This is a genomic window from Phaeacidiphilus oryzae TH49 (genome assembly GCF_000744815.1).
Classification (GTDB): Bacteria; Actinomycetota; Actinomycetes; order Streptomycetales; family Streptomycetaceae; genus Phaeacidiphilus; species Phaeacidiphilus oryzae.
This window is the reverse complement of record NZ_JQMQ01000005.1, coordinates 4429084-4452951: the sequence shown is the minus strand read 5'-3', so window position 1 is coordinate 4452951 and position 23868 is coordinate 4429084. Positions and strand designations below refer to the sequence as shown.

18 protein-coding genes and 1 pseudogene are annotated in these 23868 nt (G+C 74.4%); 5 read left to right on the top strand and 14 right to left on the bottom strand.

What is annotated here, in order from left to right; translation table 11 throughout:
• The first annotated feature begins 31 nt into the window (after positions 1-31).
• Together BS73_RS23550 and BS73_RS23545 are read left to right on the top strand one after the other, a co-directional pair.
• A complete protein-coding gene (locus BS73_RS23550) occupies positions 32-1357 on the top strand; it encodes an MFS transporter (RefSeq protein WP_084704297.1) in 1326 nt (441 codons plus the stop codon).
• Positions 1329-1937 (top strand): Uma2 family endonuclease, encoded by a 609-nt coding sequence (locus BS73_RS23545; protein ID WP_235215503.1) that lies wholly within the window; start codon positions 1329-1331, stop codon positions 1935-1937. The genes BS73_RS23550 and BS73_RS23545 overlap by 29 nt, the downstream gene beginning before the upstream one ends.
• Here BS73_RS23545 and BS73_RS23540 read toward each other — a convergent pair.
• The 12 genes and pseudogenes from BS73_RS23540 to BS73_RS23485 all read right to left on the bottom strand — a co-directional run bounded on the left by BS73_RS23540 (position 1925) and on the right by BS73_RS23485 (position 17985).
• Positions 1925-3207, bottom strand: a pseudogene (locus tag BS73_RS23540) (thymidine phosphorylase). The gene BS73_RS23545 and the pseudogene BS73_RS23540 sit on opposite strands and share 13 nt — an antisense overlap.
• Before the next feature lie 8 nt (positions 3208-3215).
• On the bottom strand, positions 3216-3620 hold the full coding sequence (locus BS73_RS23535) for a cytidine deaminase (protein ID WP_037575594.1): 405 nt from the start codon (positions 3618-3620) through the stop codon (positions 3216-3218).
• Positions 3621-3624: 4 nt separating this feature from the next.
• Entirely contained in the window at positions 3625-4986 is a 1362-nt protein-coding gene (locus BS73_RS23530; RefSeq protein WP_084704296.1) for an ABC transporter permease, read from the bottom strand.
• A complete protein-coding gene (locus tag BS73_RS23525) occupies positions 4983-6125 on the bottom strand; it encodes an ABC transporter permease (protein ID WP_037580773.1) in 1143 nt (380 codons plus the stop codon). The genes BS73_RS23530 and BS73_RS23525 overlap by 4 nt, the downstream gene beginning before the upstream one ends.
• A 324-nt stretch (positions 6126-6449) precedes the next feature.
• Positions 6450-7976 carry an ABC transporter ATP-binding protein gene (locus BS73_RS23520; protein ID WP_037575591.1) on the bottom strand — a complete coding sequence of 509 codons (1527 nt, stop codon included), beginning with the start codon at positions 7974-7976 and terminating at the stop codon, positions 6450-6452.
• The gene (locus BS73_RS23515; protein ID WP_037575590.1) at positions 7976-9055 is read right to left on the bottom strand and encodes a BMP family lipoprotein; all 1080 of its coding nucleotides are present in this window, start codon (positions 9053-9055) and stop codon (positions 7976-7978) included. The genes BS73_RS23520 and BS73_RS23515 overlap by 1 nt, the downstream gene beginning before the upstream one ends.
• A 145-nt stretch (positions 9056-9200) precedes the next feature.
• Positions 9201-10484, bottom strand: coding sequence for an amidohydrolase (locus BS73_RS23510; RefSeq protein ID WP_051941527.1), 1284 nt, complete (start codon positions 10482-10484; stop codon positions 9201-9203).
• A 183-nt stretch (positions 10485-10667) separates the two neighbouring features.
• On the bottom strand, positions 10668-12038 hold the full coding sequence (locus BS73_RS23505) for a glycosyltransferase (RefSeq protein ID WP_037575588.1): 1371 nt from the start codon (positions 12036-12038) through the stop codon (positions 10668-10670).
• Positions 12039-12040: 2 nt separating this feature from the next.
• Positions 12041-14692, bottom strand: a complete 2652-nt coding sequence (locus tag BS73_RS34975; protein ID WP_051940353.1) for a glycosyltransferase — start codon at positions 14690-14692, stop codon at positions 12041-12043.
• A complete protein-coding gene (locus tag BS73_RS23495) occupies positions 14689-15291 on the bottom strand; it encodes a hypothetical protein (RefSeq protein ID WP_037575585.1) in 603 nt (200 codons plus the stop codon). The genes BS73_RS34975 and BS73_RS23495 overlap by 4 nt, the downstream gene beginning before the upstream one ends.
• Positions 15288-16610, bottom strand: a complete 1323-nt coding sequence (locus BS73_RS23490) for a glycosyltransferase family 4 protein (RefSeq protein ID WP_051940351.1) — start codon at positions 16608-16610, stop codon at positions 15288-15290. Before BS73_RS23490 ends, BS73_RS23495 begins: the two co-directional genes overlap by 4 nt.
• Positions 16611-16632: 22 nt before the next feature.
• The gene (locus BS73_RS23485) at positions 16633-17985 is read right to left on the bottom strand and encodes a glycosyltransferase (RefSeq protein WP_037575583.1); all 1353 of its coding nucleotides are present in this window, start codon (positions 17983-17985) and stop codon (positions 16633-16635) included.
• A 240-nt stretch (positions 17986-18225) separates the two neighbouring features.
• Here BS73_RS23485 and BS73_RS23480 point away from each other — a divergent pair, with 240 nt between their 5' ends.
• The 3 genes from BS73_RS23480 (at position 18226) to BS73_RS38330 (ending at position 21742) form a co-directional block, all read left to right on the top strand.
• A complete protein-coding gene (locus tag BS73_RS23480; protein WP_037575580.1) occupies positions 18226-18681 on the top strand; it encodes a MarR family winged helix-turn-helix transcriptional regulator in 456 nt (151 codons plus the stop codon).
• Positions 18682-18911: 230 nt separating this feature from the next.
• Positions 18912-21602: an FUSC family protein gene (locus tag BS73_RS23475; RefSeq protein ID WP_152617695.1), complete on the top strand. Its 2691-nt coding sequence runs from the start codon at positions 18912-18914 to the stop codon at positions 21600-21602.
• Entirely contained in the window at positions 21566-21742 is a 177-nt protein-coding gene (locus BS73_RS38330; protein WP_161789697.1) for a hypothetical protein, read from the top strand. Before BS73_RS23475 ends, BS73_RS38330 begins: the two co-directional genes overlap by 37 nt.
• A 123-nt stretch (positions 21743-21865) precedes the next feature.
• On the opposite strand, the gene BS73_RS23470 is transcribed toward BS73_RS38330, so the two are convergent.
• Both BS73_RS23470 and BS73_RS23465 read right to left on the bottom strand, forming a co-directional pair.
• The gene (locus tag BS73_RS23470; protein ID WP_037575578.1) at positions 21866-22978 is read right to left on the bottom strand and encodes an FUSC family protein; all 1113 of its coding nucleotides are present in this window, start codon (positions 22976-22978) and stop codon (positions 21866-21868) included.
• Between the two features lie 270 nt (positions 22979-23248).
• Positions 23249-23860, bottom strand: coding sequence for a TetR/AcrR family transcriptional regulator (locus BS73_RS23465; RefSeq protein WP_037575575.1), 612 nt, complete (start codon positions 23858-23860; stop codon positions 23249-23251).
• Between the last annotated feature and the right edge of the window lie 8 nt (positions 23861-23868).

Here is a 23868-nt window from a genome sequence, read left to right as displayed (position 1 = left end):
CGCATATATTGGCCGGACATATCTTCGGAACATGCCTGACGCAGACCTGACGGACTCAGCCGACACAGCGGACACAGCGGATGTAACGGACATCGAGGAAGGGGCGGTCGCCCCCCGGGTGCCGGCGCAGGCCGCCGCGGACCCGCGGGATCTCCGCCACCGGCCGGGGAGCCCCGGCTACCGCCGGATCCGGCTGGCACTCTTCGCCGCCGGGGTGGCCACCTTCGTGCTGCTGTACTCCACGCAGGCGCTGCTGCCCGCGCTCTCCGACTCGCTGCGGCTGACGCCCGGTCAGGCCAGTCTCACCGTCACGGCCGCCACCCTCGGCCTGGCCGCCGCGGTCATCCCGATCAGCGCGCTCTCCGAGAAGTTCGGGCGGACCCGGGTGATGACCTTCTCCGTCTTCGCGGCCGCGGTGCTGGCCCTGGCCATCCCGTTCTCGCCGGGGCTGACCACGCTGGTGGTGCTGCGCGCGGTGCAGGGCGTCTGCCTGGCCGGGCTGCCGGCCACCGCGATGGCGTACCTGGCGGAGGAGGTGCACCCCTCGGCGCTGCCGTCCGCGATGGGGCTGTACATCGCGGGGAACAGCATCGGCGGGATGGGCGGCCGGATCCTCGCCGACCTGGTCGGCGGGGTCGCCGGCTGGCGGTGGGGGCTGGCCTCGGTGGCGGTCGTCTCGCTGGCCTGCGCGGTGCTCTTCCGGGTGCTGGTGCCGAAGGCCCGGTACTTCCGGCCGGGTCCGGTCAACCCGATGGCGCTGCTGCGGACGGTCCTCGGGCATCTCCGCAACCCCCTCCTGCTGCGGCTGTTCGCACTGGGGCTGCTGTTCATGGCGGTCTTCGGGGCGGTCTACAACGTGATGGGCTACCGGCTGACGGCCGAGCCGTTCGGCCTGCCGGAGGGCCTGGTCGGGCTGATCTTCCTGGTGTACCTGGTGGGGACGTTCACCTCGGCGTCGGCGGGCCGGATCGTGGCGCGGCTGGGGCGGCGGGGGGCGCTCTTCGCGTCGATCGGTGTGACGGCGGTGGGGCTGCTGGTGTCGATCCCGGACTCGCTGCCGGCGGCGCTGCTGGGGCTCGTCCTGATCACCGGCGGGTTCTTCGCGGGGCACTCGGTGGCCTCGTCGAGCGTCGGACGCACCGCCACCACCGCCCGGGCGCAGGCCTCCGCGCTGTATCTGGCCGCGTACTACATCGGGAACAGCGTGGGCGGCTCGATCGGGGCGGACGCGTACCACTCGTTCGCGTGGACCGGGGCGGTCGCGGTGGGCCTGATCGCGATGGCCCTGGCGGCGGCGGTCACCGGCTACGCGGCGCTCCGGGCGCGACGTGATCGCGCCGGCGCGGCGGCGGTGTGACGGCTCCTACACTTCAGCTATAAGCATCGAGCCCAGCGCCTACGCCCGACTGCGCGAGATCGCGGACCGACTGCCGCAGATGCCGGGGATAGGGCGGGTGGAGATCGCGGACGGCGAGATCGTCATGATGATGTCGCCGGTCCGGCGACACGAACTCGCCGTCCTTCGGCTGACCCGGCAGCTCAACGCCCAGCTCGAACAGACGCATCCGGGCATGGTCGCCTTCGCCGGTGCCGACCTGGAGGACGCCGGCCTCGGGCGTCTGCGGCGCCCCGACATCATGGTCTTTCCGGAGGAAGCCCTGGAGGCCGCCGACCCGCCCGCGCTCACTCCGCACGAGGTCCTCCTCGTCGTCGAGATCGTCGCGAAGTCCAGCCCCGCCAACGACCACGAGAACAAGGTCGCGGACTACTCGGCCATGGGCATCCCCCACTACCTCCTGGTCGACCCCCGGGACGGGACCGGGATCGTCCACTCGCTGCCCGGTTACAGCCGGCGGACGCCCTTCGTCTTCGGGGACATGGTGGAGGTCGGGCCGTGGCGGCTGGACACCGGCGGGCTGTCGACCTACGCGAGCTGATCCAGGATCAGGGGGGACGGGGGCCGGCCCGTGCCCTCCGGGGAGATCTCCGTGGCGTCGGCGAGGGCCGACAGGGCGCCGGGGATCGCGGCCGGGGTGTCGGTGTGGAGGGTGCAGAGGGGGCTGCCGGGGGTGACCCGGTCGCCGGGGCGGGCGTGGAGGAGGAGGCCGGCCGCCGGCTGGACGGAGTCCTCCTTGCGGGCGCGGCCGGCGCCGAGGCGCCAGGCGGCCAGGCCCACGGCGTAGGCGTCGACGGCGGTGACCACGCCCGCCCGGTCCGCGGTGACGGTGTGGGTCTCGCGGGGGCCGGGAGTGGGGCGTCGGGGTCGCCGCCCTGGGCGCGGATCATCCGGCGCCAGCGGTCCATCGCCGCACCGGACTTGAGGACGTCCGCCGGGTCGTGCCCGGCGTCCAGGCCCGCCGCGCTCAGCATCTCGCGGGCGAGGGCGAGGGTGAGTTCGACGACGTCGGACGGCCCGCCGCCGGCGAGCACCTCGACCGCCTCGGCCACCTCCACGGCGTTGCCGACCGCCCGGCCGAGCGGGGTGGACATGTCGGTGATCAGGGCCGTCGTCCTGACCCCGGAGTCGTTGCCCAACTCGACCATGGTGGCCGCCAGTTCGCGGGCCGAGTCGAGGTCCTTCATGAAGGCGCCGGAGCCGCACTTCACGTCCAGCACCAGCGCCCCCGTGCCCTCGGCGATCTTCTTGGACATGATGGAGGAGGCGATCAGCGGGATCGACTCCACCGTGCCGGTGACGTCCCGCAGGGCGTAGAGCTTGCGGTCGGCGGGGGCCAGGCCGGAGCCCGCCGCGCAGACCGCGCAGCCGACGTCCCGCAGGACGGCGGTCAACCGGTCGGTGGTCAGCTCGGCCCGCCAGCCCGGGATGGACTCCAGCTTGTCCAGGGTGCCGCCGGTGTGGCCGAGCCCGCGGCCGGAGAGCTGCGGGACGGCGGCGCCGCAGGCGGCGACCAGCGGGGCCAGCGGCAGGGTGATCTTGTCGCCGACCCCGCCGGTCGAGTGCTTGTCCACGGTGGGGCGGTCCAACTCCGCCGCGAAGGACAGCCGTTCGCCGGAGCGGATCATGGCCTCCGTCCAGCGGGCGATCTCCCGGCGGGTCATCCCGCGCAGCAGGATCGCCATGGCGAGCGCCGCCATCTGCTCCTCGGCGACCTCGCCCGCGGTGTACGCGGCGACCGCCCAGTCGATCTCCTCGTCGGTCAGCTCGGCCCCGTCCCGCTTGGCGCGGATGACGGAGACGGCGTCCACGGTGCCGCTCATCGCACACTCCCCAGGTGGTCGGGGCCGAACGCGTCCGGGAGGAGTTCGGCGAGCCGGCGCGGGCCGTCCGCTGCGTCGACCAGCAGCTCGGGTCCGCCGTGCTCCCACAGGAGTTGGCGGCAGCGGCCGCAGGGCGTCAGCGGCTCCCCGGCGGCGTCGCAGCAAGCGAACGCGAGCAGCCGGCCGCCCCCGGTGGCGTGGAGGGCGGAGACGAGTCCGCACTCGGCGCACAGGCCGAGACCGTAGCTGGCGTTCTCCACGTTGCAGCCGCTGACCAGCCGGCCGTCGTCGACCAGCGCCGCCGCGCCCACCGGGAACCTGGAGTACGGGGCGTACGCGCGGCGCATCGCCTCGCGGGCGGTGCGGCGGAGGGAGTCCCAGTCCACGTCGTCGAGGTTCATGCCGTCATGTTCCCCCGCCCCGGCGGTAGACCATGCCGTCGGCACGCGGCATCCGCAGCCGCTGCGAGGCCAGGGCGAGCACCAGCAGCGTGGTGACGTACGGCGCCGCGGTGACGAACTCGCCGGGGATGGTGGCGGTGAGGCCGAACCACAGGCCGACGGCGAGCGCCAGGCCCACCCCGATCCCGCCGGCCAGCCTCCGCCGCCGGTAGAGGTTGACCAGGCCGAGGACGGCCAGCAGCACGGTCAGCACCAGCAGCAGGGCGTGCACCGAGGAGCCGCCGCCGCGGAGCTGCAGGCTGTCCGTGTAGCCGAAGAGGCCGGCGCCCAGGACGAGGCCGCCCGGCCGCCAGTTGCCGAAGATCATCGCCGCCAGGCCGATGTAGCCCCGCCCGCCGGTCTGGCCGTCCTGGTAGAAGTGCGAGCCGACCATGGCCAGGAACACCCCGCCGAGGCCGGCCAGCCCCCCGGAGACCACGACGGCCGCGTACTTGTACCGGTAGACGCCGACGCCCAGGGACTCGGCGGCCACCGGGCTCTCGCCGCAGGACCGCAGCCGCAGGCCGAACGCCGTGCGCCAGAGCACCCAGTAGGTGCCGATCACCAGCGCCACCGCGATCAGGGTCAGCACCGGCAGCCCGGTGACGATCCCGCCGGCGATCCCGGCCAGGTCGGAGACCGCGAACCAGTGGTGGGCGGCGACGTGCTGGAGCCAGGGCGAGAGGCCGGGCACGGTCACCGAGGGCAGCGAGCCGACCGGCGGGGACTGCTTGGCGCCGCCGCCGGCCGCCTCGGCCGCCGGGCTGGTGAAGAGGATCTTCGCGGCATAGGCGGTGGCGCCCGCGGCCAGGATGTTGATCGCCACGCCGGAGACGATGTGGTCCACCCCGAAGGTGACCGTCACCACCGCGTGGAGCAGTCCGCCGAGGGCGCCCAGCGCGATCCCGGCCAGCACGCCCAGCCAGGGGCTGCCGCTCTTCCAGGCGATGAAGGCCCCGCCGAAGGTGCCGAGGATCATCATCCCCTCAAGGCCGATGTTGACCACCCCGGCCCGCTCCGACCACAGCCCGCCCAGGGCGGCCAGGCCGATCGGCACGGCGAAGGCCAGCGCGCCCTGCACCTGGCCGACGGAGGTGAGGTCCTCGGCCCCGGTCGCGGCACGCACCGCGAAGACCAGGACGGCGGCCAGCAGGGCGAGGGTCCAGGTGGTGCGCGGGGAGCGGGTGAAGAGGCTCCCGGCGCGGGCCCGGGGGCCGTCCGGCGCGCGGCCGGCGCCGCTGCTCCGCGGGCGGGGCAGCAGCGCGGGGCGGCGGGCGCCGGAGCGGGTGGCGACCGGGCCGTCGGGCGTGGGCTTCCGGTCACTCATGAGGTCGCCTCCTGGGCCTGGGTGGTGGGGCCGCCGGTCCGGGTGCGGCCCAGGTGCTCGCCGACCGCGCGCTGCTGGCGGCGCAGCCCGTACCTGCGGACCACCTCGTAGGCGACCACCACGCAGATCACGATGGTGCCCTGGATGATCCCGACGATCTCCTGGTCGTAGCCCTGGAAGTCGAGTTGGCCGCCGGTGCGGTCGAGGAAGGCCCAGAGCAGGGCGCCCACCGCGATCCCGACCGGGTGGTTGCGGCCGAGGAGGGCGACGGCGATGCCGGTGAAGCCGATCCCGGCCGGGAAGTCCAAGCTGTACTGGTACGAGTCGTTAAGCAGCTGCGGCATGCCGACCAGGCCGGCGATCGCGCCGGAGAGCAGCATGGTGGAGAGCACCATCCGCTTGACGTCGACGCCGCCGGCCAGGGCCGCGGTCTCCGAGGCCCCGGTGGTGCGCAGGTCGAAGCCGAAGCGGGTGCGGGTGAGGAGGAGGTGGTAGACGATCCCGACCAGGACGGCGACGAAGAGGAAGCCCCAGAGCGGCCCGCCGACCGTGTTGATCGACGGGAACCGGCCGGCGGCCGGGATCGGCGGGGTGGTCAGGTTGTTGCTGCCGAGCGAGGCCTTGGAGGCCAGCCGGGACGGGTTGAGGAGATAGGCGATCACGCTGGTGGCGATCGCGTTCAGCATGATGCTGGAGATCACCTCGCTGACCCCGCGGGTGGTCTTCAGCACGGCGGCGATGCCCGACCAGGCGGCGCCGACCAGCATCGCCACCAGGATGATCACGAGGATCTGCAGCGGTCCCGGCAGGGCGACGGCGCCGCCGACGACCGCGGCGAAGAAGGCGGCCATCCGGTACTGGCCGTCGACGCCGATGTTGAACAGGTTCATCCGGAAGCCGACGGCCACCGCGAGGCCGGAGAGGTAGTACGTGGTGGCCCGGTCCAGGATGTAGACCTGGGAGTCGGAGTAGGTCCCGTAGGTCGCCATGATCTGGAAGGCGTGCAGGGGGTTCTTGCCGGAGACCAGCAGCACGAGGGTGGTGACCACGGCCGCGCCGACGACGGCGAGGACGGGCGCGGCGAGGGCGAGGGCGATCCGCTCCCGGCGCGAGCGGGCGCCGGCGGCGGGGCTGGCCAGCAGCCCTTCGCGCAGTGCGCGCGCGAAGCGTGCGGGGGCCCCGCCGCTGCGATTGTTCTGACGCTCAGTCACATCGGCCTCCCGTGCGGGACGTTGCTACCCCGGCCAGCCGCCCCTTCGCGCCGGAGACCGGCCCGCAGGGCCGCCTCGGGGGCGCGGGGAACTGCGCGCCCAGCGGCGCCGGCTGCCGCAGGCGGCAACGGAGTCCGGGTGGCAACCGGGTGGCCGCCGCCGAGTGCGGCGCCGTGGTGGGTCGGCCGTGCGGTTCCCCGCGCCCCTTCAGTGCGCCTGCGGCGCGGAGGGGCGGGTGGGTGGGTGGAGAACTCATCCGCCCGCCTCCGGTGACGTCGCCGCGCCCGTCATCGCCACGCCCAGCGCCTCCGGTGTGATGGTGGACGGATCCGCGTCGGCGACGATCGCGCCCCGGTACAGCACCTTCAGGGCGTCGGAGAGCCCGATCAGCTCGTCGAGGTCGGCGGAGATCAGCAGCACCGCGAGGCCCTCCCGGCGCGCCGCCCGCAGCGCGTCCCAGATCTGGGACTGGGCGCCCACATCGACGCCCCGGGTCGGATGCGCGGCGATCAGCAGCCGCGGGCGCCGCCCCAACTCCCGTGCCACGATCAGCTTCTGCTGGTTGCCGCCGGAGAGCGACGCCGCCGTCACCTCGATCCCGGGCGTCCGGACGTCGTACTCCTCGACCAGCCGCCGGGTGTCCGCCCTGGCCGCCGCCACGTCGATGATGCCCCGCCGGCAGAGCTCGGGCTCGGAGGCGTGGCCCAGCAGGCGGTTCTCCCAGAGCGGCGCCTCCAGCAGCAGCCCGTGCCGGTGCCGGTCCTCGGGGATGTAGCCGATGCCGGCCTCCCGCCGGGCGCGGGTGGAGGCCCGCGAGATGTCCTGGCCGGCCAGCCGGACCGTGCCGGCGTCCGGCTGCCGCATCCCCATGATCGTCTCGACCAGTTCGGCCTGGCCGTTCCCCTCGACCCCGGCGATGCCGAGGATCTCGCCCTCGTGGATCCGGAAGCCGATGTCCTGGAGGAGCGGGCGCTCGCCCCCGGCCTCGGTCAGCCGCAGCCCCTCCACTTCAAGCAGCACGGCCTCCCCGGCCCGGGAGCTCCCCGTCTCCGGCGAGGGCAGCTCCGAGCCGACCATCAGCTCGGCGAGTCGACGCGAGGTCACCTGGTCCGGGCGGACCTCGGCGACCGTCGTCCCGCGCCGCAGCACGGTGATCGCGTCGGCGACCGAGAGCACCTCGTCCAGCTTGTGCGAGATGAAGATGACGGTGAGCCCCTCCGCCCGCAGGTCGCGGAGGTTGCCGAAGAGGGCGTCCACCTCCTGCGGGACCAGCACCGCCGTGGGCTCGTCCAGGATCAGCGTACGAGCGCCCCGGTAGAGGACCTTGAGGATCTCGACCCGCTGCCGGTCGGCCACCCCCAGCTCCTCGACCAGCAGATCCGGCCGGACGCCCAGGCCGTACCGCTCGGAGAGCTCGGCGATCCGCGCCCGCGCCCGGCCGCCGATGCCGTGCAGCCGCTCGGCGCCCAGGACGGTGTTCTCCAGCACGGTGAGGTTGTCGGCGAGCATGAAGTGCTGGTGCACCATGCCGATGCCGCGTCCGATCGCGTCGGAGGGCGAGTGGAGCTGCACCGGCTCGCCGTCGAGGAGGATCTCGCCCTCGTCCGGGCGCTGCATCCCGTAGAGGATCTTCATCAGGGTGGACTTGCCGGCGCCGTTCTCGCCGACCACGGCGTGCACCGTGCCGCGCCGTACCGACAGGTGGACGTCGTGGTTGGCGGCGACCCCGGGGAACCGCTTGCCGATCCCCCGGAGTTCGACCGCGAGCGCCGCTTCCATCAGAGGGTGCTCTTGACCGTGATCTTGCCGTCGATGATGTCCTTCTTCGCCGCCTCCAGCTTGGAGATCACGTCCGGCGCCAGGAAGTTCCCGGAGGTCGCGTAGCCGACGCCGCCGCGGGCCAGGCTGAACCGCTGCACCCCGCTGAGGATCCTGCCCTGGTCGTCCGACTGCAGGTACTCGTAGACGGCCTGGTCGACGTTCTTCACCGCGGAGGTGAGGATCGAGCTCTTGTACTTGGCCAGCGCGTCCTGCTTGTACTGGTCGGAGTCGACGCCGATCGCCCACTTGCCCTTGCCGGCCGCGTTGACCGCCTCGATGGCGCCGGTGCCGGAGCTGCCGGCGGCCGAGTAGATGACGTCGGCGCCCCGGCTGAGCATCCCCTGGGCGGCGGCCTTGCCCTTGTCGGGGGCGGCGAAGCCGCTGGTGTCCGGCGGCTGGGTGAGGTACTGCTCCAGGATCTTGTCGTTCGGCTTGACGGCGTGGACGCCCTGCTCGTAGCCGACCTGGAACTTCTGGATCAGCGGCACGTTGACGCCGCCGATGAAGCCCACCGTCCCGGTCTTGGACGTCAGCGCGGCCGCCATCCCCACCAGATACGAGGACTGCTCCTCGGTGAAGACCAGGTTGGTGATGTTGGAGCCGGTGACGTCCGTCGAGTCGACGATCGCGAAATGGGTGTTCGGGTACTGCTTGGCGACCTGCTTCAGCGCGGTGGCGTAGCTGTACCCGACGGTGATCACCGGGTTGTAGCCGGCCGAGGCCAGCTGCTGGAGGCGCTGGACGCGGTCCGCGTCGGACTCGCCCTGGACCGCCTCCAGCTCCTTGGTCTGGAACCCGAACTGGGTCTTGGCCTTGTCGAGGCCGCGGGCCGCCGAGTCGTTGAACGACTGGTCGCCGCGGCCGCCCACGTCGTAGGCCATCCCGACCTTCGCCAGAGCGCTCTTGCCGCTGCCGCTCGAACTCGAGCCGGAGGCGCCGGAGCCGGCACTGGTGGAGGTGGCCCCGCAGGCGGCGAGCGGGGCTATGCCGAGGGCGCCGCAGAGCACCGCCGCGGCGAGCTTCGTTACCTGACGCAAGGTCAACTCCCTACCACAGGCGCGCCAGAGGACCGGCGCCGATTGTGGCAGAGGTTAACGCGCGTAGAACCCCGTTGGGTTACAGATATCGAAACGAGATGATCGCCTCCACAGCCTTCCCCCAACGGGGCCGCGCAACGCCTGGTCAGACCTCCGGCTCGGCGGCGAGCGCCAGTTCGGTGAAGAGCCGGACACCGACGCCGATCGCCCGCTCGTCCACGTCGAAGGTGCCCTGGTGGAGGTCGAGGCTGACGCCGGACTCCGGGTCCCGGACGCCCAGCCGGGCCAGCGCGCCGGGCACCCGCTCCAGATACCAGGAGAAGTCCTCGCCGCCCAGCGACTGCGCGGTGTCCTCCACCCGCCCCGCGCCGAAGCAGGCGTCCATCGCCGCGCCCAACCGCCGCACCGACTCGGCCTCGTTGACCACCGGCGGGACCCCGCGCAGATGGCTGATCTCCCACTTCGCCCGGTACGCCTCGGCGAGCTGGCCGATCAGCTCCTGCAGCGCCTCGGGCGCCTCCCGCCAGCCGTCCAGCTCCAGGCAGCGGACGGTGCCTTCGAGCTCGGCCCGCTGCGGGATGACGTTCGCCGCGGATCCGGCCGTGATCCGGCCCCAGACCAGCGAGACGCCCCAGCGCGGGTCCAGCCGGCGGGAGAGCGCGGAGGGCAGGTCGGTGGCCATCCGGGCGACCGCGTCCACCAGGTCGGTGGTGAGGTGGGGGCGGGCGGTGTGCCCGCCGGGGCCGGAGAGGGTCAGGTTGAGCTTGTCGCAGGCGGAGGTGATGGCCCCGGCGCGGAGGCCGATCCGGCCCACGTCCACCTTGGGGTCGCAGTGGACGGCGTAGATCCGGCCCACGTTCTCCAGGCCGCCGGACTTGATCACGTCCAGCGCGCCGCCCGGCATGACCTCCTCGGCCGGCTGGAGGACCAGCCGTACCGGCCTGCGCAGCCGGCCCGCCCGCAGCGCCTCGGCCAGCATCAGGCCGGTGCCGAGGACGATCGTGGTGTGGACGTCGTGGCCGCAGGCGTGGCAGCGGCCGGCCACCTGCGAGCGGTACGGGACCTCCTCCGGCTTGGCGTCCTCGATCGGCAGCGCGTCGATGTCCGCCCGGAAGGCGGTGCGCGGCGCGTCCTCCGGGGCGCCCTCCGGGACCAGGTCGCAGAGGAGTCCGGTGCCGCCGGGGAGCGGGCGCGGGTCCAGCCCGGCGCGGCGGAGCCGGTCCATCAGCAGGCCGGTGGTGCGGAACTCGCCGCGGCCGAGCTCGGGATTGCGGTGGAGATCCCGGCGGAAGGCGATGAGCTCCGCGATCAACTCGGGGCTGGGCTCGCGGTTCGGCCGGCGGCCGGGCTCGGCGGAGGGCGGTGCGGACGCGGGGGCGGTGGCAGCGCCTTGACCAGAGGGCGCGGGGCCGGAGGTTGGCTCGTTCACCCCCACAAGGCTACGGCCGCGGGGCGGCCGGTGCCTGTGATCCGCGGAATATCCCGCATCCGGGTGCCTCGACTCCGCCTTCTCCGTGGATGGACCGGTTCCCTGCGGGTATGACAACTCTTCTGCTCCCTCCGGGAATTGACCGGCGCCGGAAGACCCGGCCGGCCCTCCCGGGGAGAACGATCACCCGGTGGCCAGGGCACGCAGCCGTTGCTCCCAAGGAGTGAGCACGGCCTGCCGGGTCCACTGCTCGGCGTGGGCGCGGGCCGCCGCGCGGGCGGCGGCGTCGGCGTCCCGGGCCGCCTTGGCCGCGGAGACGAAGGAGTCGGCGACCGAGTCGGCGTCAAGTCCCGTCCCGCCGAAGTGGAGTGGGTATCCCTCCAGCACCTCGGCGGCGGCGATCTCCGGGTGGTGGACGGAGACCACCGGCTTCCCGGTGGCCATGTACTCGAAGACCTTGCCCGAGGTGACGAACCTGGCCCCGGGGACGCAGAAGACCAGGGCGTCCAGCGCCCGGTAGGCCTCGCCGATCCGGGGCTTGGGCACGGGACCGCGGTAGAAGACGCCGAGTCCGGGCTCGGCCAGCGGCAGCCGGTCCCGCAGCCGGTCCGCGTCGTGCGGGAAGAAGCCGAGGTGGCCGTGGATGTCCAGGGTGGCGTCGGCGAGCAGCGGATGACCGGCCCTGGCCCGCCGCCAGCCGGCGAAGAGCTCCTCCAGCGGGAGGTGGTCGGTGACCGTGCCGACGTAGCCGAAGCGCAGGGGGCGGTCGGAGGCTGACGGATCGTCACGACCGCTCGCCGGCTCCGTCCCGGGCTCCGTCGCCGGCTCGGCGGCGAGGATCTCCGGCTCCCATCCGTTGGGGACCACCGTCATCCGGTCCGCGGCGAAGGGGTACTGGCCGGCGAGGTGGCGGCGCATCCCGTCGTTGACGAAGACCACCTCGGCGGCGTCCCGCAGCACCCGTTCCTCCCACGCGTAGGCGTTGCTGCCGGGCGGGAACTTGGGCTGCTCGGTGAACTGGTTGAAGGTCCAGGCGTCCCGGTAGTCCAGCACGTACGGGACGTGGAGCATCCGGCCGAGCGCCCAGGCGGCGGCGAACGAGGCGAACGGGTTGCCGGTGGCCAGCACCAGGTCGAAGGGGCGGACCGCGTGCCGCCGCACCGCCTGCGAGATCACCCCGGGCAGCCAGCCGGCGTAGTGCTCGGGGAAGAGGTGCCGCTGGGTCCAGTTGTAGAAGGCGTTGGTGAGCACCGGGAGGTTGGCCCGGAAGGCGCCGTAGCTGCGGAGGTCCCGCTTCCAGCGGTAGGTGTTCATCGGGGGGCGGGAGACCGTCACCCGGGGGTCGACGGTGGCCGCCAGGTCGGGGTCGGTGGAGCCCGCGCCCAGGAACCTCGGGAAGAAGTCCGCGGGCGCGGTGAGCACGGTGACGTCCCAGTCGGCGGCGGCCAGGTGGTTGGCCGTGGCCAGCGCGCGGAAGACGCCGCTGGCCCGGCTGGGCGGGAAGTAGAAGGCGAGGTAGAGGATGCGCGGCCGGCGTCCCGAGGAGGCGGTCACGGTCAGCCTTCCAGGCCGGGGGCCGCGGTGCCGGCCGCGACCAGGGCGGCGGCGTCCGCGTCCTTCTTCTCCGCGGCGGCCGCGGCGGCCGCGGCACCCGGCGCCGGCGGGATGTCGGCGTTCTCGGCCTTGCCCTCCGGGTCGATCCAGGGGTCGGTGACCTCGCGGTGGGCGAACGGCTCCCGGTCCATCGCGGTGGTGGCCGGGACGTCCGGGTAGCGGCGGGCGAGCCGCCAGCCGAGGGTGATCGCGTTGGAGTCGGCGGCCACGATCAGGTCCTGCCCCGCGACGTCGAGCCCGTTCAGCGCCTGGTCGCTGACCTGCGCCAGCAGATACGGGCGCAGCACGCGGTAGCCGCGCAGGAAGACCTTGCGGTGGAAGACGTCCCCGGCCCGCAGGTGGGCCCGCTCCACCACGCCGACGGCGAGCTCCAGCGGACGGGTCTCGGGGCGCCCCTCGACCTTCGCCCGGGCGCGCCGGATGACCGCGCGGGGCGCGCGGTTGACGATCACGCGCTCCCCGCGCGGCAGCGGGTGGCGGCCCTCGGCGTCCCGCAGGGTCCGGATCTCGACCCGCGGATCGAGCCCCAGCCCGCGCCAGTGCGCCCCCTGCACGCTGACCAGGGTGACCCGCACGCCACGGGCGATCAGCCAGTGGGCGTACGCGATCACCCGGCGGGGCGCGGGGTGGTTGAGGGCGAGGAGCAGCACCGACGCGGGGGCGTCGCCCTCGCCGACGACGACCTCGCGGAGCGGACCGCCGCCGCGCGCCGCCGCCGGGGCGTCGGCCGCGGCAGCGGGCTCGACGGCAGCGGCGGGCGCGGCGGCAGCGTCGACGGCGCGGGCCGAACCTGTCGCGGATTCGGCGACAGCACCGGCCTCCCGGGCGGCGGCCCCGGCCGCGGTTCCGTAGTCGGTCCCGGCTCCGGCCTCCGCCTCGGCCCCGGCCGGCTTCGGCGGCACGGTCACGCCCGGGACGCCGTAGACCGCCCCCAGGCGCGCACCGACCGCCTCCGCGCCGTAACGGGCGCGCAGCCGCTCGCGCGCGGCGGGCAGGTCGAGCCGGTCGAAGCCCTCGCGCAGCCTGCGGTAGCCGGCCAGCAGCAGGCCCGGGTCGTCGCCGACCTCGACCAGCGTCCCGGCCACCCCGTCCAGTCCGGCCATGGTCTCCTCGGGTCCCCCGGACCGCGTGGCCAGCACCGGAAGGCCGGCGGCCACCGCCTCGACCAGGGTCATCCCGAACGTCTCCGCGCGGCTGGCGTGCACCAGCAGCTCGGCCTCGTGCATCCGGCGGACGACCTCCTCGTGCGGGATGCCGCCGGTGAACTCGACCCGGTCGGTGAGCCCGAGGGCGGCCACCCGGGCCCGCAGCGGGCCCTCCAGCGGACCGGAGCCGACCAGGGTCAGGGTGGCCGCCGGGTTCTCCCGGGCCACCACCGCGAAGGCCTCGACCAGCACGGCCGGGTTCTTCTGCTCGATCAGCCGGCCGACGTACAGCCAACGGGCCAGCTCCGGGCCGGGCCGGGCGGCGGCCGGGATCGCCCCGAAGTCCACCGCGTTCGGCAGCACCGCGATCCGGTCCGCGAACTCCGGGAAGTAGCCCAGCAGTTGGCTGCGCAGCTGCTCGCCCACGCAGAGGAAGGCGTCCGCCCGCTCCAGCACCTCGCGGTAGAGCTCGCGCGCCCGCGGCTGCTTCAGCACCCGGTGGAGGAAGGTCGCGTGCTCGGTCACCACCACCCGGGCCCCGGACCTGGCCAGCCGGGCGGCGACCAACCCGCCGAAGATCCCGACGTGCCCGTGCACCACGTCCGCGTCGATCACCCCGCCGGGCAGCACCCGGGCCAGCGCCCGCACCTTGGCCTCGGCCTGGTCGGCGTACGAGGTGTTGGGGAAGACCGGGACGGGCACCCGCAGCAGCCCGCTCTCCTGGCCGATCGACACCGGCAGCCGGTCCGCCGCCGTCCGGACCACGTCCGCGGCGAGGCCGCCGGCCGGGCCGGTCCAGTCCTCCGTGTGCAGTATCGAGATGCCGTGGGCGTACGGGGCCGCGGCGTGGGTGGCGGCCCGGACGAAGTCCCCGGCGAAGGGGTTGTTCGGGGACGGATACCACGGGGTGACCACGGCCAGGTGGCGGATGCCCGCCGCGGCCGGTGCGGCCAGCCCGGCCGGCGCGCCCGCGAAACCACCGCGCGCGCCCGGCCCACCGATCAGCCCCAGCGGCTCGTGCACCACGGTCAGCTCCGGCCGCTGCCGGGAGGCGTGGTACGCGGCCGGCACGGCGTGGGCGTCGCCGGCCACCAGCAGGTCGGGGTCGAGTTCGGCCAGCGCCGCGTCCACCGCGGACCGGGCCCGCCGCCAGAACTCCACCGCGCCGGGCAGCGGCCCCCGGCCGCCGGCCCGGCTGACCCTCCGCAGCTCGACCCCCGGATGCACGGGCAGCTCGTCCCACTCCGGCCGGTCCGCGACCAGCAGCAGGACCTGGGCGCCGCTCTCGGCCAGCGCCGCCGTCTGGGCCGCCGCGGCCCGCACCCGGTACGGGCCGAAGGCGAGATGGAGGACCCGCCGGGCACCGCTGCTGTCCTCGGTGGCGGCGGTGCTGCTCCCGGTGCTGCTCTCCGTGCTGCCGGGGGTGGTGCTGGTGTCGCTGGCGTTCAACGGCTGGCTCCTCCTGCCGATCCGGCGGTTGCCGCCACGGTGCTGTCGACCACCGGGAGGTCCGCGAAGTACGGGTGCGACCAGTCGAGTTCGAAGGTCATCTCGAGTCCGGGATAGGCGTCGGCCAGCCGGTGGGCGAGCGGCAGCGAGGCCGCTCCGCCGATCACGGCCAGCCGGGGCGCGGCGGGCGGCGAGCCGGCCAGGGTGACGGCGAGCCCCGTGCGGCGCCGCCGCTCCTGCCGCTCGGCGGCCAGCAGCTCGGCCCGGCGCGCGGCCCCGTTCACCGCGCGCAGCGCCCGGGTGCGCGCGGGCGCGAGCGGCACCCGACGCGCGGCCCCGCGGGCCAGCCGTACGGCCTCCCGGGTGCGCGGGGGCAGACCGGCCGCGCTGAGCGCCTCCTGATGGCTCCTCAGCCGGACCCGGCGGTCGATGCCGTGCGCGGACCAGTCGTCCCCCGCGCTGACCAGCAGGTCGACCGGAACCCCGCGGGAGACCAGGAAGTCGGTGTCGTACTTCACCTGTCGCGCCCGGGCGGTGCTCAGCGCCAGGTAGAGGACGCCGACCTCGTCCGGGGTGCGGGGTGCGCTGGGAGTGCTCACTGCCGCGCCCCCGCTCCGACCACGGACCCGGCGGCGGGCTCCGGGGCTCCGATCCGCGGGGCCGGTTCGCCGGCCGGCGGTTCGTCCAGCCCGTAGACCCCGGCCAGCGCCGCGCCCACGGCCGGCAGCCCGTACCTGGCGGCGAGCCGCGAGCGCGCCTCGGCCAGGTCCAGTCCGCCGGACTCCGACCGGGCCCGCAGCCTGCGGTAGCCGTCGGCGATCACCCGCGGGTCCTCGTCCACCTCGATCAGCTCCCCGGCCGTGCCCTCCAGCCCGGCGAGGGTCTCCTCGGGGCCGCCGCAGCGGGTGGCCAGCACCGGGGTGCCGGCCGCCACCGCCTCGATCACCGTCATCCCGAAGGTCTCCCAGGAACTGGGGTGGACCAGCAGGTCGTGCCGGTGCAGCAGCCCCGGTACGGCCTGCGGCGGCACCGGGGGCAGCAGTTCCACCCGCCCGGCGACGCCGAGCTCCCCGGCCAGCCGGGCGGCCTCGCCGGGCGCGTCCTCCGGGCCGACCAGGGTGAGCGTCAGCTCCGGGTCCTCCGCCAGCAGGGCGGCGAAGGCGCGGAGCAGCTTGGCGGTGCCCTTGCGCTCGTTCAGCGCCCCGACGTAGAGCAGTCGGCGCAGCCGGCCGTCGAAGGGCTCCTCGCGCATCGCACGGGCGTCGAAGTCCACCGCGTTCGGCAGCACCCGCAGCTTCTCCGCGTGGTGCGGGAGGTAGCCGGCGATCTGCCGGCGCAGCGCGTCGCCGACGCAGAGGAAGACGTGCGCCCGCTCCAGCACCTCGTCGTACATGGCCAGCGCGGCGGGCTGGTCGAGCACCCGGTCCAGGAAGGCGGCGTGCTCGGTGACCACCACCCGCGCCCCGGGCCGGGCCAGCCGCACCGCGCACCAGCCGCCGTAGGTGCCGACATGGCCGTGCACCACGTCGGCGTCGATCACCCCGCCGGGGAGGACCGCGCGGAGCGCCTCCTCGTGGGTTCGCCCCCAGTCGGCGTAGTTGCGCTTGGTCCGGATGACGGCGGGGACCCGGGTCAGCTCCCAGCCCTCCGCGGTGGTCCTGGGCTCGACCGGGACGCGGCCGGTGGCCGGCCCGGCGAGCCGGGCGAAGGCGCGGCCGGCGAGCTCGGCCTCGGCCGGGTCGTCCGGCCGGCGCCAGTCCTCCGGGTGGTAGAGGCCGACCGAGCCGAAGCGATCGGCGACGGCCGCCGTCATGGTCCGCACGAAGGAGCCGGCGAACGGCCGGTTCAGCGACGGGTACCAGGGGGTCACCACGGCCAGCCGACCGGCCTCCGCGTGCCGCTGCGGCTCCTCAGACATCGACCGCTCAGACATCGAACGCTCAGGCATCGACCATCCTCCGCATCCGCTGTTCGAAGGGCGCGAGCGCCGCCTCGCGGGTGTAGCGCGCGGCGTGCGCGCGGGCCGCCTCGCCCAGTCCGGGGTCGGCGGCGCGGGCCGCCCTGGCCGCCTTGACCAGCGCGCCGGAGAGCGCGGCCGGATCCAGGCCGTCGCCCCCGTACCAGAGCGGATAGCCGGAGAGGACCTCGGCGGCGGCGATGCCCGGCCGGTGGGCGGAGACCACCGGACGACCGGTGGCCATGTACTCGAAGATCTTCCCCGAGGTGACGTAGCGCGCCCCGCCGGCCAGGAAGACCAGGGCGTCGAAGCCGGCGTAGGTGGCGGCGACGTCCGCCTTGGCGACCGGGCCGCGGTACTCGACGCCGTGCGAGCCGAGCGGCATCCGGGCGGCCAGCCGTTCCGCGTGGTGGGGGAAGAAGCCCAGATGGCCGTGGAGGTCGAGCCGGGCGCCGGCCAGTTCCGGGTGCTCCCGGGCCCGCCGCCAGCCGTCGAAGAACTGCTCCAGCGGGAGCTGGTCGGTGAGGGTGCCGACATAGCCGAAGCGCAGCGGCCGCTCGGCGGCGGCAGCGGCCGACGGCTCGGGCTCCGGCCGGGGCCCGCTCAGATGCTGCTCGACAGCGAGCAGTTCCGGCTCCCAGCCGTTGGGGACGACGGTCATCCGGTCCGCGGCGAACGGGTAGCGGGCCTGGTGCCAGCGGCGCAGCGGCTCGTTGACGAAGACCGCCTCGGCCGCGCCGGCCAGCACCCGGCGCTCCCACTGCCAGACCGGGTGGTCGGCAGGGAAGGCGGGCCGCTCGCTGAACAGCTCCAGCGTCCAGGCGTCCCGGTAGTCCAGGACGTACGGGATGCGCAGGGCGCGGCCGAGCGCCCAGGCGGCGACGAACGAGGCGAACGGGTTCCCGGTGGCGATCACCAGGTCGAAGCGCCGGCGCAGGTGCAGCCGGGCCGCCCGGGCCAGCAGCGGCGGCACCCACAGCGCGTACGGCTCGTCCACGGTCAGCCGGCGCAGGCCGTCGTGGACGTCGCCGGCCAGGACGGGGGCGAGCCGGTGCACCCGGCCGAGCCGGCGGACGTCCCGCTCCCAGGGGAGGTGACTGGCCAATGGCACCCGCTCGACGGTGACGTCCTCCCGCACGGCGGACTCCATCGAGGGGTCGCTGGAGCGCAGCTGCCGCTCGAAGAACTCCCTGGGCGGGGTCGCCACGGTCACGTCCCAGCCGCGCGCGGCAAGGCAGTTGGCGGTGGCCACGGCCCGGTGGACGCCGCTCGCGCGGGTCGGCGGGAAGTAGAAGGCCACGTACAGCACGCGCGGTCGGCGGCGTGGTGAAGGCATGGGTCGGCTTGCTCCGTCTGCGGTCCAGTGGTCCTTACGTTGCTCCTCCGGCCAGGTAAGCGTGCCGTGCGGGAGTGAACGGTCGGCGAACGGCGGCCGTCGAGCAATCCGCACGGGTGACACGCAATGCTGCGGGCGGGCGAACGACCGGGGGCCTCGCCCCGTTTTGGGATGACTCTTACCCACTTCTCACAGCCGGTTCGGTACGGACCACTTATCACCGACATATATAATTGCGATATGCATCAAACGCCGACGCCCGAGGAGCTGCGGATCGAGCAGGCCGCGCGCGGCCTCCTCGGCGGCCTCGGCCGGGTGTCCCGCATCCTCTTCGAGTCCGGCGACTTCGGCCTCCCGCGCAGCTACGTCAACGCCCTGGACGCCCTGGAGCCGGGCCCCCTCCGGGTCACCGAGCTGACCGGGCCCACCGGGCTGACCCAGCCGCGGGTCACCGTGGTGCTCCAGCACCTGGAGGAACGGGGACTGATCGAGCGCCACCGCTGTTCCGAGGACCGGCGCTCGATCAAGGCGCAGCTCACCCCCGCCGGGCGTGAGGTGCTGGAGACCGGCAGGCAGCACATGGCCGCGCGCCTGCTCGAAGCGCTTGAGAACGTCGACCACCCGGAGCAGACCGTCACCGCGGCCCGCGAGGCCGTCTGCTCCCTTCTGAAGGCCCTCGAACCGGAGGTCAGTTGAGTTCCCCCGCCAGCAGCACGACCCGAGCATCCGAAGCGGATCCGGCCCACTCAGCCACGGCGGCCGACGGCACCATCAGAGAACACCCCCACCCCGACCCCGCGCTTCGCGACGGCGCCGCGTCGGAGGCCTCGACCGCCACCGCACCGACCGGCACCGGCACCGCGGCCGCCCTCCCCCGTTCCCCGGTCCCCCACCGGGTCGGCGGCCCACGCCGCTGGTGGGACTGGGTGATAGCCGCCGACCCCGGGCTGGGACACCTCCAGGCCGGCTGGCGCTCCCTGATCGGCATGGTGGTCTCGCTGGCCGTCGGCTACGGAATGGCGCACGCCCTCGACGTGCCGGCGATGCTCGGCATGATGGTCGGCGGCATGCTCGGCCTGATGTCCAGCTTCGCGGTGGCCGAGAACACCGCGGGACGGCTGGCCAAGTCGATCCTCTGGATGCCGGTCCCGTACTCCGCGGTCCTCTCGCTCGGCGCCTGGATGAGCCAGCACGGCTGGCGGGTCGCCGAACTGGTGTGCATCTCGGCCGCGCTGGCACTGACCTTCCTGATGGTCCGGCTCGGGCCGCTCGGCCTGCTGACCGGGATGATGCTCTTCAACGGCCTGATGGTGAACACCATCGCGCCGATGCCGCTGGACCAGTGCGGTTGGCTGTTCGTCATCGCGGTGGTCACCTCGGTGGCGATCCTGGCCGCGCGGCTGGTCTTCTGCTACCCGATGCCGCACGAGGACCTGCTGCGCACCCAGCGCGCCTTCGTCGTCGAGGCCCGCCGGGTGCTGGACTCGGCGGCCACCGCGCTGGACCCGGACGCCCACCAGGCCGTCGCCATCAAGCGGATGCGGCGGGCGCTGCGCCGGCTCAACGTCACCACCCTCACCATCGACGGCCGGCTCGCCATGCCCGAGGTCGCCGCCGACCCGGTCGCGGCCGAGCTGCTGCACCAGTACCTCTTCGACGCCGAGCTGGCGCTCAGCGGCATCGGCAAGGCCATCCAGGACATGGCCGGCCGGCACGTCCCCTCCGAGCTGCGGGAGACCCTGGTGGTCGGGCTCGTCCTCACCCGGGACACCCACCTCGGCCGGGTCGGCGCGCTGCACCCGGCGGCGGAGATGATCCGCCGTCAGGCCGACAACGCCCCGCAGGGGATCGGCGGCGAGGAGGAGCAGGTACGGGCGCTGGCCCGGCGGATCGCCGACCTGCTGGACTCGCTGGCCACCTCGCTGGCGTACTGGCTCGACCTCGGCTGGAGCACCCCCAAGTCCGGCGCCAAGGTGCCGTTCCAGCCCACCGTGGCGCTGGAGCGCGGGGTGCCGGCAGGCTCCGGCCCGGCCGCGCAGAAGCTGGTGAACCAGAAGGGCGGCAGCGGCTGGCGCAGGCTGGTGCCGGTGCTGCGCGCCCCGCTGCAGCTGGCCGTCGGCGCGGCCATCGTGGTGCCCTGCGCGGACGCGATCAACGGGCACCGCTACTACTGGGGCCTGATCGGCCTCATGATCGTCTCCTTCGGCACCAACACCACCCACGAGCGGTGGCGGAAGTTCGCCCACCGGATGGTCGGCACCGTCGTCGGCGCGCTGATCGGCATCCCGCTGGTGCACCTGGTGAACCAGGTGGGCGGCGAGGCGCACGTCTACTGGATGCTCGCGGTGATGGTCGCCGGACTGACCTTCGGCGCCTGGGGGATGCAGCGGCAGTACGCGTACTGGGTCATCGGCCTGGTCGTGGCGCTCTGCCAGATGTACGCCACCGAGACCCCGCTGAACCAGATGGACTGGCTGCTCACGGAGCGCCTGTTCGAGAACGGGCTGGGCTTCGCGGTCGGCATCCTGGTCGGCATCCTGATCTTCCCGGTCTCCACCCGGAAGGTCGCCAGAGAGGCCGAGCGCGGCTACCTGAGCGCGGTCGGCACGCTGGTACGGCAGGTCGGGCAGCGCTGGCAGGACCCGGCGGAGCCGATCCGGCTGCGCGCGGCGGCCCGCGGCGTGGACGCGGCGCTCTTCCAGGTGCAGAGCGTGGCGCGGCCGCTGGTGCGGATGCCGATGGGCGTCCGCGGCCGGCGCTCCGACAACCTGCTGGCGCTGCTCGGCACCGCCACCCGGCACGCCAACGCGCTGGCCTCGTCCGCCGACCTCGACCTCGACCTGGCGCCCGAGCTGCGGGCCCGGATGCAGCGCATCACCGAGGTCTTCTCCGACTCGCTGGAGGCCCTGGACCGCAGTGTCGCCACCGGGCAGCGGGGCGGGACCTGGACCAGGGTCAGCCCGATGGTCATCGACCTGGAGGCGGCGCTGCGGGCGCCGTCCGACCCGCGGGCCGCCCGCCTGAGCCGGGCGCTGCGCGAACTCGCCGCGCTGGACGAGGTGCTGGCGGGCGTCGCCGACTCGCACGGACTGCGCACGGCGTCGGTCGAGGCCACTCCCGACACCCCGCGGCTGGCACCGCGCCCGGCCGAGCCGGTCCCGAGGACGGTGCGGATGGCGACGGGCGCGACGGCCGTCACGGCCGTCCCGGACCGGACGGACGCGGCGGATGCGGCGGACGCGGCGGATGCGGCAGAGGCGGCGAACGCAGCGGACGGGGCAGGCGGCGCGGTGCGCACCGGCGCCGCCGGGCGGCCGACGGCCACCCAGCTGCGGGCCGTGCGCAACGCGTGGGCGCGCTCCGGCGGCGCCTCGGAGGAGGAGGCGCGGGCGGCGCTCACCGGCGCTCCGGAGAGGCCCGCGCCGGCGGCCCCGGCCCCGGCCCCGCCCCCGCCCCGGCCACGGCCGCGGTGCCGCGGCAGCGGCAGGCCACCGGGGGTGCGGCAGGCGCCGCGGGCGCCACCGTGTGCGGGGCGATCCGCTGTGCCGAGCACCCCGGCGGCTGCGACGCCTGGATCACCGTGGTCACCGACCGCGGGAAGCGCCGCGCGCTGGTGAAGGCGACCGGCGGCCGCTACCAGGTCACCGGCCTGACCCCCGGCGGCTACACGCTGATCGCGTCCAGCGCGACCCACTCGCCGGTGGCGGAGTTCCTCCTGGTCAACAACGGTTCGACGACCCACGACATCGAGCTGTGACCCGGCCCTGAGGACAGCGCCGCGAACGGCGCCGCAACCGGCCGCGGCCAGGGGTTCCCCGGGCTGCGCGGCCGGCTGCGGCGCCGTTCGCGGTCGGCCCGACGACCCGCCCCCGGCGCCGGATCACGGCGACGCCTGCGGCCGGTCCAGGTCCGCCAGCGCGCGGTCGAGGAGAAGGAGGAGGCGGCCCTCCACGGCCAGCACCGCGCGTCCCGCCTCCGAACCGGGGCCGTGGCGGTGGTGGCGGGCGTCGGTGTCCCGCATCAGGGCCTCCCAGCCGTGCCTGGTCGCGTCCAGCAGAGGGTGCCGGAAGCCCCGCCGGCACTCCCGTACGCACAGCGCGGCGCTGTGCAGCAGCCGGGCGTAGCCGCCGCGGAAGTCCTCCGGCGGCACGGCCCGGTCCAGCACCCGGCCGATCTCGCCGGCATGGTCGACCAGTCGCTCCAGCGCGCTCAGCGCCTCCTCGTCCAGCCGCTGCCGGGCCGCACGACGCGCGCGCCGGCGCGGGTTCCAGCGGACGCTCTCCCGCGCATGCTCCAGTTCGCCGCGCGCCGTGCGCACCCGCGCCGCCAGTGGGTCGCGCCAGGCCCGGCCCAGCCGCTCCTCCGGCGGTTCGCCGTCGGCCAGCGCACCGGCCAGCCCGCGCAGGACGACGGCGAGTTCGCTGCGCACGTGGTCCACCGCGGACTCCGCCGCGCGCAGCCGGACGGGAGCGTGCACCAGGTTGAAGAGCACCCCGACCACCGCTCCCACCACGATGTCCGCGATGTGCGGCACCAGCTGCTGCTGCACCTCGCCGCGCGCCAGCACGAGCACCGCCAGCGCGGTCGCCGGCACATGCATCCCGTGCGCCCCGAACAGCCGTGAGCCGCCGGCCAGCCCGGAGAGCAGCAGCACCGCCGCCAGCCCCGCGTACGTCGGCCAGCTGGTGAACACCACCGGCAGCGCGATCAGCGCCCCCAGCAGGCAGCCGCCGGCGTAGCTCGCCGCCGAGGAGAAGGAGCCGAAGACGGTGGACCGCACGCAGAGCAGCGCGGCCAGCGCGGCCGGATACGGCTCGGAGCTGAGCCCGCCCCAGATGCAGAGGTACCAGGCGACCACCCCCGCGAGCGTGGCCCGGAACACCTGCCCGGCGCGCAGCGGGCCGCCGGCGTCGGCGATCCGCGTGACGGTCCGGACGGCCCTCCGCCGGACGACCGGTACCGCGCCGTACGAGACATCGGAGACATAGGCCATCAATCGCATGGAAACCGGCATGCTCGGCGATCCGCCGCGGAACACCCGACCTTCGTCCCCGGCCACCCCGGACTCCCGGCCCGCCCCGTCCCGTTCGGCATTCTCGCCCGCGCCTCGGTGACCAGGGGGTAGGCAGATCACGGTGAAGGCCGCAGTGCACGAAATCCCAGGAGACGCCGTCGCCCAGAGTCATGCGTGTGCGGCCGTCCCCACCTTCGTCGTCGGTCGTTCGGCGAGGCTTCGCTGATCAAGGACTCGCCCGATCCTCGATCACTCCTCGGCGGTCGACTCTTCCACTGGACCGGAGGCCAGGACCCTGGTGGCGAAGTTCGCCAGCTGTGCTCGCATCCTCTCCCGCGGAACGCGCCCTTCTCCGGCCAGGTGCTCGACGAGGTCGGCTCGTGTGGCGGCGAGCAGGGCGTGGGTGGTGAAGTCGCCGTCGGTCAGGCCGGGGATCTGCTCCAGTACGGATCGGAGCAGGCTGTGCCACCGCTCGTAGTGTTCCGCCTGGTACGGGCTGCTGCTCCCGCCTTCCTCCAGAGCCAGCGCGAGGCGCCGGTTGTCGAGTTTGAAGCACAGGACGGCATCGAGCAGGGCGGGCACGCGAACCCGCGGTGGGGTCGCGGGCCCCAGGGGTGGCGGCCCGGTCTCGACGGCCTGCCTGAGCGGTTCGAGTCGCGCCTCGTACAGCGCGCGGAGAAGCCCGGCGCGATCGCCGAAGGCCCGGAAGAGCGTGCCCTTGCCGACGCCGGCCGCTGCCGCGACGTCGGCCATGGTGACGTCCTCGGGACTCTCGTTACGAGCGAAGAGGGCGTCGGCGGCCGCAAGCACGGCCTCTCGGTTGCGGATGGCGTCCTTGCGGGACGAGTGGCGTTCGGGCATGCCGCTCC

Bases quoted from the DNA above. Each gene is read 5' to 3' on its own strand.
- BS73_RS23530 (WP_084704296.1), bottom strand. From the start codon at position 4,986: ATGAGTGACCGGAAGCCCACGCCCGACGGCCCGGTCGCCACCCGCTCC.
- BS73_RS23535 (WP_037575594.1), bottom strand. From the start codon at position 3,620: ATGAACCTCGACGACGTGGACTGGGACTCCCTCCGCCGCACCGCCCGC.
- BS73_RS23520 (WP_037575591.1), bottom strand. From the start codon at position 7,976: ATGGAAGCGGCGCTCGCGGTCGAACTCCGGGGGATCGGCAAGCGGTTC.
- BS73_RS23470 (WP_037575578.1), bottom strand. From the start codon at position 22,978: ATGGCCTATGTCTCCGATGTCTCGTACGGCGCGGTACCGGTCGTCCGG.
- BS73_RS23480 (WP_037575580.1), top strand. From the start codon at position 18,226: ATGCATCAAACGCCGACGCCCGAGGAGCTGCGGATCGAGCAGGCCGCG.
- BS73_RS23490 (WP_051940351.1), bottom strand. From the start codon at position 16,610: ATGTCTGAGGAGCCGCAGCGGCACGCGGAGGCCGGTCGGCTGGCCGTG.
- BS73_RS23465 (WP_037575575.1), bottom strand. From the start codon at position 23,860: ATGCCCGAACGCCACTCGTCCCGCAAGGACGCCATCCGCAACCGAGAG.
- BS73_RS23550 (WP_084704297.1), top strand. From the start codon at position 32: ATGCCTGACGCAGACCTGACGGACTCAGCCGACACAGCGGACACAGCG.
- BS73_RS23485 (WP_037575583.1), bottom strand. From the start codon at position 17,985: ATGCCTTCACCACGCCGCCGACCGCGCGTGCTGTACGTGGCCTTCTAC.